Annotated in this window: 10 protein-coding genes; all 10 read right to left on the bottom strand. The window is 40.0% G+C overall.

What is annotated here, in order from left to right; genetic code table 11:
- Positions 1 to 7: 7 nt before the first annotated feature.
- Positions 8 to 289: a DUF503 domain-containing protein gene (locus tag RYX56_RS13980; RefSeq protein WP_317122652.1), complete on the bottom strand. Its 282-nt coding sequence runs from the start codon at positions 287 to 289 to the stop codon at positions 8 to 10.
- Entirely contained in the window at positions 286 to 2397 is a 2112-nt protein-coding gene (infB, locus tag RYX56_RS13975; RefSeq protein ID WP_317122651.1) for a translation initiation factor IF-2, read from the bottom strand. Before infB ends, RYX56_RS13980 begins: the two co-directional genes overlap by 4 nt.
- Positions 2398 to 2413: 16 nt before the next feature.
- Positions 2414 to 2725 carry a YlxQ family RNA-binding protein gene (locus RYX56_RS13970; RefSeq protein ID WP_317122650.1) on the bottom strand — a complete coding sequence of 104 codons (312 nt, stop codon included), beginning with the start codon at positions 2723 to 2725 and terminating at the stop codon, positions 2414 to 2416.
- Positions 2726 to 2998: an RNase P modulator RnpM gene (gene rnpM / locus RYX56_RS13965; RefSeq protein WP_317122649.1), complete on the bottom strand. Its 273-nt coding sequence runs from the start codon at positions 2996 to 2998 to the stop codon at positions 2726 to 2728.
- Between the two features lie 15 nt (positions 2999 to 3013).
- Positions 3014 to 4129, bottom strand: a complete 1116-nt coding sequence (nusA, locus tag RYX56_RS13960) for a transcription termination factor NusA (protein ID WP_317122648.1) — start codon at positions 4127 to 4129, stop codon at positions 3014 to 3016.
- Positions 4130 to 4180: 51 nt separating this feature from the next.
- The gene (gene rimP, locus RYX56_RS13955; RefSeq protein WP_317122647.1) at positions 4181 to 4651 is read right to left on the bottom strand and encodes a ribosome maturation factor RimP; all 471 of its coding nucleotides are present in this window, start codon (positions 4649 to 4651) and stop codon (positions 4181 to 4183) included.
- Between the two features lie 220 nt (positions 4652 to 4871).
- Entirely contained in the window at positions 4872 to 9170 is a 4299-nt protein-coding gene (locus RYX56_RS13950) for a PolC-type DNA polymerase III (RefSeq protein WP_317122646.1), read from the bottom strand.
- An 83-nt stretch (positions 9171 to 9253) separates the two neighbouring features.
- Positions 9254 to 10963 carry a proline--tRNA ligase gene (locus tag RYX56_RS13945; protein WP_317122645.1) on the bottom strand — a complete coding sequence of 570 codons (1710 nt, stop codon included), beginning with the start codon at positions 10961 to 10963 and terminating at the stop codon, positions 9254 to 9256.
- A gap of 49 nt (positions 10964 to 11012) precedes the next feature.
- Positions 11013 to 12266, bottom strand: a complete 1254-nt coding sequence (gene rseP / locus RYX56_RS13940) for an RIP metalloprotease RseP (RefSeq protein WP_317122644.1) — start codon at positions 12264 to 12266, stop codon at positions 11013 to 11015.
- A 23-nt stretch (positions 12267 to 12289) separates the two neighbouring features.
- Complete coding sequence (gene dxr, locus RYX56_RS13935) at positions 12290 to 13435, bottom strand: 1-deoxy-D-xylulose-5-phosphate reductoisomerase (RefSeq protein WP_317122844.1); 1146 nt, start codon at positions 13433 to 13435, stop codon at positions 12290 to 12292.
- Positions 13436 to 13495: the final 60 nt, after the last annotated feature.

The following is a 13495-nucleotide window of genomic DNA, read 5'->3' as shown; positions in this document are numbered from 1 at the left end:
TATACGATTATAACCACTCATATGTTGTGACCGTCCGTTCAGCTTCTGACTCTGTATCAATAAACTTGATCGCACGCTCGAGTTCCCTCTCACAGATGACTCTCTCGTTTGATACAGTGACAATCGTAAGCTCGGCGCGTTGCCACACATCTTGAAAGTTTGTTTCTGCTACTGCTAGATTAAAACGTTGCTTCAGCCTTGTTACTAGGCTTTTTAGAACAGAACGCTTCTCTTTAAGTGAATGGGCATCATAAATTAGAAGCTCACAACGGACCGAACCGATGATCATTTACGTTCAATTTCCTCCATCACATACGCTTCAATAACATCGCCTTCTTTGATGTCATTAAACTTTTCAAGAGTAATACCACATTCATAACCTGCAGCAACTTCTTTTGCATCATCTTTGAAACGTTTCAATGCGTTAATAGCACCTTCATAAATAACAATACCATCACGGATTAAACGAACAGTAGAGTCTCTTGAGACTTTCCCTTCCGTTACATAAGCACCGGCAATTGTACCAACTTTAGATACTTTAAACGTCGTACGGATCTCAACTTGACCAATCACTTTTTCTTCAAATTCAGGATCAAGCATCCCTTTCATAGCCGATTCAATCTCATCAATCGCGTTATAAATAACACGATGTAAGCGAATATCTACTTTTTCAACTTCAGCAGTACGTTTTGCTCCATTATCAGGACGAACGTTAAATCCAATAACAATAGCATTTGAAGCTGAAGCAAGAATGATATCCGATTCTGTGATCGCCCCTACTCCGGTATGGATGATGTTAACTTTTACGCCTGCAACATCGATTTTCTCAAGAGAGCCTCTCATTGCTTCAACTGCACCTTGAACATCAGCTTTAATGATGATGTTGATATCTTTTACTTCCCCTTGCTGAATTTGATTAAATAAATCATCAAGACTTACTCTAGAACTATCAGCACGGTTCTCTTCACGTTGGCGACTCGTACGAGCTTCACCGATATGACGAGCTGTTTTCTCATCTGCGAATACTTGGAACTGATCCCCAGCTTGAGGCACTTCATTTAGACCAGTAATCTCTACTGGAGCTGAAGGACCTACTTCTTTCACACGACGACCAAGATCATTGACCATTGCACGAACACGACCGAATGCGTGCCCTACAACAATTGGATCACCAATTTTCAATGTCCCATTCTGTACTAGTAGTGTCGCTACAGCACCGCGTCCTTTATCAAGCTCAGCTTCTACAACTGTACCACGAGCCATACGATCAGGATTTGCTTTTAATTCAGCTACTTCAGAAACAAGAAGAATCATTTCTAATAATTCATCAATACCCTGGCCATTTAATGCTGAAACATTAACAAAGATTGTGTCTCCACCCCAAGCTTCAGGGACAAGTTCGTACTCGGTTAACTCTTGCATAACACGGTCTGGGTTAGCAGCTTCTTTATCCATTTTATTCACTGCCACAATGATTGGTACTCCAGCAGCTTTTGCATGGCTAATCGCTTCTTTTGTTTGAGGCATAACACCGTCATCTGCTGCCACAACTAGGATTGTAATATCCGTCACTTGAGCTCCACGTGCACGCATCGTTGTAAAGGCTGCGTGACCAGGTGTATCAAGGAACGTAATAGGTTTTCCATTCGTTTCGATTTGATATGCACCAATATGTTGTGTAATTCCGCCAGCTTCTCCAGCTGTCACTTTCGTATTACGGATTGAATCAAGCAATGTTGTTTTACCATGGTCAACGTGACCCATAATTGTAACAACAGGAGGACGTTCTCTTAAGTCTTCCTCTTTTTCTTCCTCTACATAACTATCAAGGTCGATTTTATCAACAACAATTTCTTCTTCTACTTCCACACCATAATCAGTTGCAATAAGCTCAATAGTATCTTTATCAAGTTCTTGGTTAATAGTAGCCATTACACCAAGAGCCATAAGCTTTTTGATCAGTTCAGAAGGTTCTTTATGAAGCTTTTTCGCTAGTTCAGCAACTGTTAATGATTCAATAAATGTAATTTTCTCTGGAAGCGGCTTTGGCTTAGGCGGCTCTTGACGAGGTTTTTCATTACGTTTATTTTGTTGCTTCCCACGATTTTGTTGGAAATTCGGCTTATTGCCTTTTCTCTTGTTATTGTTATTGTTGTTGTTATTATTCATATGATTAGTAGCCTTCCCTTGTTGCTTTTGAGCCGTATTATTCGGCTTGTCTTTTTTCACTTCATTTTGCTTAGGAGCTGGTTTTCCTTCTAACTTAGCAATAACCGAATCATCAATGTAAGACATATGGTTCGATACCGATACATCCATTGTTTTTAATTTCTCAATGACATCTTTACTCGGAACGTTTTTCTCTTTTGCGTATTCATATATTCTCATTTTGCTCATATACGTACCTCCACATTTATTGGTCCAATAATGAGGTCATCTTCTTTGCGAACCCAGGATCTTTTATCCCAACTACCACTCGTTCTGCCTTACCAATTGCAGCTCCAAGTGTAGCTCGATCGCTGACAATTCGAACAGGAACGGAATAATAGCCACATTTGTCCAATATCTTTTTCTTTGTCTGTTCTGCTGCATCATTCGATAAAAGTACCAACCGTACAGATTGATGACGAACATCTTTAATGACGAGCTCTTCCCCAGTGACCAATTGTCTAGCACGTGCAGCAAGACCAAGTAAAGAGACCCATTTAGGTTGTTGGTAGCTCATTTACTTTTGCCCCCGCTGACGTTGTGCTTCTAATTGATCATATTGCTCTTCGGTAAGTTTCACTTGCAAATGTCTTGATAGACTATCTTTCTTTTTCGCTTCTTTAAAGCATTCTTCACTATTGCTAATGTAAGCACCGCGTCCGTTCTTTTTACCTGTAAGATCTAATACAACTTCTCCTTCAGGTGTGCGGACAATTCGCACTAATTCGTGCTTTGGCTTCATTTCTTGAGTAATGATGCACTTTCTGAGAGGAACTTTACGCTGTTTCATGGCCCCGTCTCCTTCTTACTCTTCGTTATGATCTTCTACATCAGGTACAAACGTTTCTTCTAGAGGAGCAAGGTCCTCATCATTTAAAAGACCTAATTCCTTCGCTTCTGACTCACTTTTAATATCAATTTTCCACCCTGTTAACTTCGCTGCTAAACGTGCATTTTGACCACGTTTACCGATTGCTAACGATAACTGGTAATCAGGCACAATAACTTGTGTCATTTTGTCTTCTTCGTTTACATTTACTTTCACAACTTTTGATGGACTAAGAGCATTTGCCACATACTCCACAGGATCTTCTGACCAGCGAACAATATCAATTTTTTCACCTTTTAGCTCATCAACAATCGTTTGAACGCGTTGGCCACGAGGTCCTACACAAGAACCAACAGGGTCCACCTCAGGATTTTCAGCGTGTACAGCAATCTTAGAACGATCACCAGCTTCACGTGATACTGATTTAATTTCTACTGTTCCATCATAAATCTCTGGAACTTCTAATTCAAAAAGGCGCTTAAGCAGGCCTGGGTGAGTACGTGAAATTAAAATTTGAGGACCTTTCGTTGTTTTCTCAACTTTCGTAATAAACGCTTTAATGCGATCGTTATGCTTATATGTTTCGTTTGGCATTTGCTCGTTAAGCGGTAATAGTGCCTCTACTTTACCTAAATCAACGTAGATAAAGCGGTGATCTTGACGTTGCACAATCCCCGTCATAATATCCTCTTCACGATCAATGAAGTCTGAGTAGATAATTCCACGTTCTGCTTCACGTACTCGCTGAGTTACGACTTGTTTAGCCGTTTGAGCGGCGATACGGCCGAAATCTTTAGGTGTTACTTCAATTTCAACAATATCATCCACTTCATAGTTCGGGTTGATTCCTTTTGCTTCTTCTAGAGAAATTTCAAGGCGAGCATCAAATACCTCTTCTACAATCGTCTTGCGTGCAAATACGCGAATGCTTCCATTATCGCGATTCACATCAACTCGTACATTTTGCGCTTGGCTAAAATTACGCTTGTACCCTGAGATTAAAGCGGCCTCGATTGCCTCAATAATCACATCTTTACTAATACCTTTTTCTTTCTCTAGTGTCGTTAACGCATCCATAAATTCACTATTCATGAACGTAACATCCCCCTTTCAACTTCCACAAAAAAATATGCTCATATTCAATTAAAAAATAATCGCTAAACGTGCACTTGCTACTTTATCGTACGGAATCTCATAAGATTTCTTACGTGTTTTGATTTTGACTTCAATCGTAATCGTTTCGCCATCAAACTCTTGAAGCATTCCTTCAAATGCTTTCTCACCATCAACTGGCTCATACGTTGTCACGAAAACATTCTTGCCAATGGCCTTTTCGATATCGCGAGCTTTCTTTAACGGTCTTTCAGCCCCAGGTGAGGAGACTTCAAGGAAGTAAGCTTGAGGAATCGGATCCACTTCATCAAGTTTCTCACTCAATTGTTCACTTACTTTCCCGCAATCTTCAAGGTCTACACCTGTATCTGAATCGATAAAGACTCTTAAAAACCAATTAGGCCCTTCCTTTTTAAATTCAACATCAACTAGCTCTAAGTTTAGCCCGTCCAATAGAGGTGTCGCTAACTCAGCTATGATGTCAGTTACTTTCGTACTCATCAATACCCTCCTTGATCTCTTTCCATCTATAAAAAGACGTATTATGCCATCCATACCCTTACATTAAATAGGTCTAAACGAAAACGAAAGAGTGGGTTTCCCCACTCTTTTTAGGTTCCGTATTCTAAGTATTACCATAACAAGGATATCATACTCTCTTGCTATTTGCAACTTGCCACCGCCCTTAAGAAGGCGTCAGAGCACGCTTTACCGGCTTTCACTAAAATAGTGAGAGCTGATTTGAATCAGGCATACCCTCTAGACATCCATGTTCATCTAGATGCTCTAACACGGTTTTTGTCAGGCGAGCTTTCTGCTGCAAATCTTCCTTCGAGAGGAATTCTACATCTTTTCTCGCTTTCACAATATTCAACGCAGCATTTGTTCCGACCCCTGTCATCGCATTAAATGGTGGTAATAAACTCATTCCATCGACGATAAACTCGGTAGCACTTGATTCATAAAGATCCACTTTCTTAAAGGAGAAGCCACGTTCACACATTTCAAGGGCTAACTCAAGGACCGTTAGTACAGCCTTCTCTTTTGGTGCGGCATCTAATCCTTTTGCATTAATCTCCTCGATTTTCGCTTTAATCGCTGTTGAACCTTTGATCATCGTATCAAGATCAAAATCATCTGCTCGAACGGTAAAATAAGAAGCGTAATAAAGGATTGGATGATGGACCTTGAAGTAAGCAATGCGTACAGCCATTAACACATATGCAGCGGCGTGAGCTTTTGGGAACATGTATTTAATCTTCGTACACGAGCCAATATACCAATCAGGTACATCATGTTTTTTCATTTCTTCAACCCATTCTGGCTGAAGCCCTTTTCCTTTACGTACAAACTCCATGATCTTAAAGGCAAGTGATGGTTCTAAGCCCTTATAAATCAAATAAACCATAATATCATCACGACAACCAATAACATCTTTTAACTCGCATGTGCCGTTATAAATTAATTCGTTAGCATTATTCAGCCAAACATCTGTACCATGTGAAAGTCCAGAGATCTGTACTAATTCAGAGAAGGTACTTGGTTTTGTTTCTTCAAGCATTTGACGTACGAAGCGTGTCCCAAATTCAGGGATGCCTAATGTCCCTGTTTTACACATGATTTGATCTTCGGTCACACCAAGTACATCAGGTCCACTAAAGATCTTCATTACTTCAGTATCATCGGTTGGAATCGTCTTAGGGTCGATCCCTGATAAATCTTGAAGCATTCGAATAACGGTTGGATCATCATGACCTAAGATATCTAATTTCAATAAGTTATCATGAATCGAATGGAAGTCAAAGTGTGTCGTTTTCCATTCAGCCGTCTTATCATCAGCAGGAAACTGGATCGGTGTAAAATCATAAATGTCCATGTAATCTGGTACAACGATGATCCCACCGGGGTGCTGTCCGCTTGTTCGTTTTACTCCTGTACAACCTGATACTAAACGATCAATTTCTGCGCCGCGCATATGCAAGTCATGATCTCCTTGATAACCTTTGACGTACCCATATGCCGTCTTTTCAGCTACTGTACCAATTGTCCCTGCACGATACACATATTCCTCACCAAATAACTCTTTCGTGTAATGGTGAGCACGCGGTTGATATTCACCAGAGAAGTTTAAGTCAATATCAGGTACTTTATCTCCTTTAAAGCCAAGGAACGTTTCAAATGGTATATCTTGTCCATCCTTCACGTACGCTGTACCGCATTCAGGACAGTCTTTATCGGGAAGGTCAAAGCCAGATCCTACTGAACCATCGTTGAAAAAATAGGAGTGCTGACAATTTGGACACACATAGTGTGGTGGAAGTGGATTCACTTCTGTAATTTCCGTCATTGTGGCGACGAATGAAGAACCTACTGAACCCCGCGATCCAACTAAGTAGCCATCAATTAGTGATTTTTTAACGAGTTTTTGAGAGATCAAATAAATAACCGCAAAACCATGCCCAATAATACTTTTCAATTCTTTTTCTATCCGAGCTTCAACAATCTCCGGTAGCTCCTCACCATAAATACTTCTAGCCATTGAATAACTCATTTCACGGATTTCATCATCTGCGCCTTCAATTTTAGGAGTATATAATTGATCTGGAATCGGATGCAGTTCTTCAATTAAATCAGCTACTTTATGGGTATTATCAACCACAACTGCTTTTGCACGCTCATCACCTAAGAAACGAAACGCATCCATCATTTCATCAGTCGTTTTAAAATGAACAGGCGGAAGTGTTTGCTTGTTAAGTGGATTCGCACCACCTTGAGAAGCAATTAAGATTTTACGGTAGATTGCATCTTCCTTTGTTAAATAATGCGCATTTCCAGTTGCTACGACCGGCTTATCTAGCTTCTCACCTAATTCAACAATGTTCGTGATAATTTCTATTAATGATTCATCATTTTTAACTAACTCTTTTTCAATTAAGTGCATATAATTATCTAGTGGTTGGATCTCTAAATAGTCATAGAACTTTGCAATTTCCTCCACTTCTTCTGGAGATTTTTGCATCATCCCTTCAAATACTTCACCTTTGTCACAAGCCGTTCCGATCAAAATTCCTTTACGATGCTTTTGCAATTGTGATCGTGGAATACGTGGCGTGCGGAAGAAATAATCAACATGAGACATGGATACGAGCTTATAGAGATTTTTCAAGCCTTCTTGAGTTTGAGCTAAAAGAATACAATGCGATGGTCGCTGTCTCGTAAAGTTTCCTTGGCCCATATGATCATTTAATTGATCGTGATGCGTGACTTCACGTTCATTCGCATCCCTTACCATTTTCCACAGTAGATAACCCGTAGCCTCCGCATCATAAATCGCTCTATGATGACTGACTAACTCGATGTCAAACTTTTTACAAAGTGTATTTAAACGATGGTTTTTGAGCTCAGGATATAAAAAGCGCCCTAATTCTAATGTATCAATTACAGGATTAGTCGCATCACCCAACCCTATCTTTTGGTAACCCACGTTTAAGAAACCCATATCGAAGCTTGCATTGTGTGCGACAAGAGTGGCATCCCCAACAAATGCGTGGAAATCTTTTAATACATCTCCGATTTCCGGTTGGCCTTTTACCATGTCATCTGTGATGCCGGTAAGCTCAATGATGGTATTGGTTAGCGGTTCATGTGGATCAGCAAATGATTCAAATCGGTCGATAATTTCTCCATTTTTAATCTTAACAGCTGCAAGTTCAATAATCGTATTGTAAACAGCTGAAAGACCTGTTGTCTCCACATCAAACACGACATACTCTTCATTCATTAATTCACGATTAGCTTCGTTATAAGCGATAGGCACACCGTCATCAACAAGATTTGCTTCTACACCATATAAGATCTTAATGCCGTGTTTTTTTCCTGCCCCATATGCTTCAGGAAAGGATTGAACGACGCCGTGATCGGTAATCGCAATTGCCGGGTGACCCCACTTAGCTGCTTGTTCAACATATTTACCGGCAGAGGTCATCCCGTCCATTTGACTCATCGAAGTATGCAAATGAAGCTCAATTCGCTTTTCTTCTTCGTTTGCATGATCAGCTCGTTCTGCTGGCTTTATTTGATTAAAATCATTCGCAATCATCACTAAGTCGCGCACAAATGTATCATTTTGAACGCCACCTCTCACTTTCATCCACATTCCTTTTTTAACAGCTTGTAAAATCGGAACATCTTCTTTATCACGTGAGAAAATTTTAACCATAATTGAATCGGTATAATCTGTGATTTTGAACGTTAACAGTGTTCTCCCACTTCTAAGTTCTCTTGTTTCCGCATCAAACACGTAACCTTGAACCGTAATACGGCGCTCTTCATCAACAATTCCTTCAAGTGGAACCGGATCATCTTTAATTGGATACCCGAGAACAACATCACGGCCTTCAAGCTCATCACTCTTCTGTTCCATCTTCTTTTTCTCTAAAATAGCTTCAACAACTTTAGAGTGATCTTCTTGCTCTCTTTGCTCCACAAATTTCTGGAATTCTTGTTTAGACTCTTTAATCATCGGTTCACATGGAATTGTAGGAAGACTTAAAGAAACGAGACTCTCTCTAAGAGGTTCATGTAATTTACGCTTCAACGCAACTGCTTCTGTTTCATTACGGACATCGATCTCTAATCTCTTCCCATCAAACCTAGGAATTTGATTGGACAATAAGGAGCGAAGCCCATCTGACACTGAATGAAGTCGGGTAACGATTAAAGGCCAATAGCCTTGCCAGTCCTCTTTACTCGGTGTACATGAATCATAATAAAAGGTGAACCCTACTGTTGCGATATGAGCAAATGTTTCTTTCAGTTTTTGATCAAACAGTTCAAAAAGATGAGCAGGTACTAGAACTGGTAATTCAATATGAAAATGCCATGTCCGTTTCTCTTTAATGATCGTTAGTTTGCGAATTTTACCGTCTTTAAAGGGGCCATTTATCACTTCATCCGGAAATTGAAGTTGCGAAAGGAGTAGTTGAAATCGCTCTTTTCTTAGTTGTTCGTCTTGGGACATCTTTTTTCTCCCTCCTTCTAAAACAATATATAGTCACATAAAAGAGAAGGTACCTCTAATTGAGATACCTATCATTAAACCTATTAATTTGAAAGTTTCTCTTGCTCCGTGCGAATGGTATCAATAAGGTCAGCCACAGCTACTTCAATAACCTCACCCGTTTTACGGATTTTCACTTCAACCATACCTTCAGCTGCACGTTTTCCTACAGATACTCGAATTGGCAAGCCGATTAAATCAGAATCTTTAAACTTCACACCAGCACGTTCAGGACGATCATCATATAACACATCAAATCCTGCTTGCTTTAATTGAGTATAAAGCTCTTCAGATAGCTCACTTTGTTCTGCATTTTTACTATTTAACGTTAATAGGTGCAAATCATATGGAGCAACGGAAACAGGCCATACAATTCCATTTTCATCATGATGCTGCTCAATAATTGCCGCCACTGTACGAGATACTCCCACTCCATAACATCCCATGATCAGTGGTTGAGTCTTACCATTTTCATCTAAGATAGTCGCATTCATTGCCTCTGAATAGACAGTTCCTAATTTGAAAACTTGTCCAACTTCAATGCCTTGAGCAAAACGAATCGTACCTTTACCGTCCGGAGAGGCATCTCCTTCTTGGATGAAGCGCAAGTCAGCATATTGGTCAACCTTGAAGTCACGATCAACATTGACACCTGTGAAATGTTGATCTGCTTCATTAGCACCACTTATTCCATTTATGATCGCCGAAACAGCATGATCAGCAATAACTTTTAAGCCTTCTACACCAACTGGTCCAATGTTCCCAACTGGAGCAGATAACACTTCCTCAACTTCATGTGCTTCAGCGAAACGGATGGAGGTAACTGATAGTTCATGCTTTAACTTAATATCATTTAACTCGTGGTCACCTCTAAGTAAAACAAGGGTCCAATCTTCATCAATCTTTACAAGTAATGTTTTGATAATTTGATCTTTTGCCACGTTAAGAGCATTCGAAACTTCTTCAATTGTTTTAGCAGAACCAGTGTCAACTTTAGTACATTCGACTAGTTCTACATTTTGTTTCTCGTATTGAACGTTAACAGCAGCCATTTCAATATTCGCTGCATAATCAGACTCATCAGAGTATGCAATCGTGTCTTCGCCGACATCAGCAAGTGCCATAAACTCATGCGTATCCTTCCCGCCAATCGCACCTGAGTCAGCAATAACCGGACGGAACGTTAAACCAACACGTGTGAAGATACGTGAGTAAGCATCATACATTTCCTTATATGCTTCATCTAAGCTCTCTGGAGTTGCATGAAAGGAATAGGCATCCTTCATGATAAATTCACGGCCGCGTAATAAACCAAATCTCGGACGGCGCTCATCACGGAATTTTGTTTGAATCTGATAAAGGTTTACAGGCAGCTTTTTATATGAATTAATGCTATCACGAAGAATACTTGTAATGACTTCCTCATGAGTCGGCCCAAGAGCAAAGTCCCTTTGATGACGATCTTTAAGACGCATCAATTCTCCACCCATTTTATCCCATCTGCCAGTCTCTTGCCATAATTCAGCTGGGTGCATAGTTGGCATAGTTAATTCTTGAGCTCCTGCTTCATCCATTTCTTCACGTACAATTGATTCCACTTTATGAAGAACTCGTTTTGCTAGTGGTAAATAGGAATACACTCCTGCAGCAATTTGGCGAATCATTCCTGCACGAAGCATTAGTTGGTGACTAACGATATCAGCATCTGCTGGTACATCACGTAATGTTGGTACTAATAGTGAACGTTGTCTCATTTTCAAAACCCTTTCTTCTATCAACTATGCAATTTACCAATAAAACCGTCTACATAAACAAACGGTTAATATCATTCCATGTTACGAAAATAACTAGTAAGAACAACAGAGCAAAACCTACTAAATGAACCATTCCCTCTTTTTGAGGATCAATTGGCTTCCCTCGAAGTCCTTCAAGTCCGATAAAGACAAGACGTCCTCCGTCCATCGCTGGAATCGGTAAAAGATTAATAATTCCTAAGTTTACGCTTAAAGCCGCAGCCCATTGCATTAAGACGAAAATTCCTAAAGCTGCAGCTTCTCCTGTATAATTATAAATCCCAACAGGACCTGCTACATAATCAAGTGAGAACTGGCCTGTAATTAAAAGACCAAGCACTTCAAAAATCATTGTCATAAATAAATACGTTTGTGTTACACCAAAGGCTAGCGAACCTAGCACCGAAAATTCTCGGGGCTGTGTCACTCCAATAAACCCTTCTGCATCGCCCATTTGACCAACTCGCTCAGCAGGTGTAACAGCAATTGACTCAGGCGCACCGTTACGCACAACCGAGAAGGTGATCTCTTCATTCGGGTTTTGTTGAATAATGGAAGTCATTTCTTCCCACGTATCAACTGGGGTATTCTCAATGCTAGTGACTTGGTCACCTTCTAGTAATCCTGCATTTTCGGCTGCCCCATTTTCCATAATTTCGCCAATCTCAGCACGATCGACGGGAATCCCTTGCATAAGCGCTAAAGCGGCTAATAAAACAAAGGCAAGTACAAAATTCATCATCGGACCGGCAAAAATAGCTAGAGCACGTTGACCGACTGTCTTTGAACCAAATTGACGATTCCAAGGTGCGATTTGAGTTGGTAATTCGTCTTTAACCATCACAGCTTTATCGTTTACTTTATAGCGCATCAATTCTTCATCATCATAAGCTTGAATATACAATTCATGTTCTAAGTCAATTTTCTCAACTTGTACGACTTTCGCTTCTGGATGCTTAGACTTATTGTTAATAATAATTTGAGTTACTTCTTGCTTTTGATTGAAAACTAAACCGATTTCATAACCTGGCTTTATTTCAACCATCTCTGGGTCTTCACCAGCCATACGAACAAATCCACCTAAAGGTAACATTCGGATCGTATATACTGTTTCATTTCGTTTAAATGAAAATAATTTAGGACCAAAACCTATCGCAAACTCGCGACATAAAATGCCTGCTCGCTTTGCAAAATATAAATGCCCCCACTCATGAATAAAAACAAGTAGGCCAAACACAATTATAAACGAGACCAATGTATTCAAATGACTAACCTCCACTTTTTTTATTAACGTAACGAGTGGATAAACATTCTCGTCTCACGATCTACTTCTTTAATGTCTTCAAGCGTTGGTTGGTTAATTTTATCATGACGCTCTAATGCTTGTTCAATAAAATGTTCTATTTCTAAAAACGATATTTTCCCATCTAAAAATGCGGCAACAGCCTCTTCATTTGCCGCATTTAATACCGTCGGCAACGTACCACCCATTCGTCCAGCTTCATAGGCAAACGCCATACACCGGTATCTCTCAAAATCAAGTTTAGAGAAATTCAATGAGCCTATTTCCCAGAGGTTTAATCGCTCACTATTTGTAGCAGGCAAACGATTGGGATACGTTAATGCATACTGAATAGGTACCTTCATATCCGGAGTCCCTAATTGAGCAATCACACTGCGATCGACAAATTCTACCATCGAATGGATAATACTTTCTTTGTGAAGAACGACATCGATATCATCATAAGGAACATTAAATAGCCAATGCGCTTCAATCACTTCGAGTCCTTTGTTCATCATCGTGGCTGAATCAATCGTAATCTTGGCTCCCATCGACCAATTTGGATGATTGAGTGCTTCATCAACTGTTACATCACGAAGCTCATCTCTTGTACGATCTCTAAAACTCCCACCAGATGCAGTTAAAATCAAACGATCTACCTCAGCCAGGCTCTCTCCATTCAATGCTTGAAAGATAGCTGAATGTTCGCTATCTACCGGTAAGAGAGAGACATTATGTTTCTTTGCAGCTTCAGTGACAATATGTCCAGCAGTTACTAAAGTCTCTTTGTTTGCAATCGCAATGGTTTTACCTGCTTCAATCGCTTGAAGGGTTGGAGCAAGTCCTACACTCCCAATCACAGCATTTACTAAAACTTCAGCACCTGTATGAGCTGCAACTTCAATTAATCCCTCTTCACCAGAAACAACTTTTACTCCTACTGGGACTTCGTTACGAAGTTTTATCGCATCCTCTTCTTCTGTAACAGATACAAGAGAAGGTTTGAAAGCGTGAATTTGCTTAAGAGCCAGTTCAATGTTTCGTCCCACTGACATAGCTTCTAGAACAAATTGATCAGAATGGTGTTCAATTACATCTAGTGTTTGTGTTCCAATCGAGCCAGTTGCGCCTAATAAACTAATCTTTTTCAACATACTCACCTACTATCTAAAATATCACCATTCTTTTTATTATGTATGTGGATAGGCTCT

It is taken from the genome of Alkalihalophilus lindianensis, assembly GCF_032843265.1.
Classification (GTDB): Bacteria; Bacillota; Bacilli; order Bacillales; family Bacillaceae_D; genus Alkalihalophilus; species Alkalihalophilus lindianensis.
The sequence above is the reverse complement of the archived record's forward strand: the minus strand, read 5'-3'. Positions and strand labels throughout refer to the sequence as shown.

Excerpts from the sequence above, each read along its gene's own strand:
- RYX56_RS13980 (WP_317122652.1), bottom strand. The coding sequence starts at position 289 with ATGATCATCGGTTCGGTCCGTTGTGAGCTTCTAATTTATGATGCCCAT.
- infB (WP_317122651.1), bottom strand. The coding sequence starts at position 2,397 with ATGAGCAAAATGAGAATATATGAATACGCAAAAGAGAAAAACGTTCCG.
- RYX56_RS13970 (WP_317122650.1), bottom strand. The coding sequence starts at position 2,725 with ATGAGCTACCAACAACCTAAATGGGTCTCTTTACTTGGTCTTGCTGCA.
- rnpM (WP_317122649.1), bottom strand. The coding sequence starts at position 2,998 with ATGAAACAGCGTAAAGTTCCTCTCAGAAAGTGCATCATTACTCAAGAA.
- nusA (WP_317122648.1), bottom strand. The coding sequence starts at position 4,129 with ATGAATAGTGAATTTATGGATGCGTTAACGACACTAGAGAAAGAAAAA.
- rimP (WP_317122647.1), bottom strand. The coding sequence starts at position 4,651 with ATGAGTACGAAAGTAACTGACATCATAGCTGAGTTAGCGACACCTCTA.
- RYX56_RS13950 (WP_317122646.1), bottom strand. The coding sequence starts at position 9,170 with ATGTCCCAAGACGAACAACTAAGAAAAGAGCGATTTCAACTACTCCTT.
- RYX56_RS13945 (WP_317122645.1), bottom strand. The coding sequence starts at position 10,963 with ATGAGACAACGTTCACTATTAGTACCAACATTACGTGATGTACCAGCA.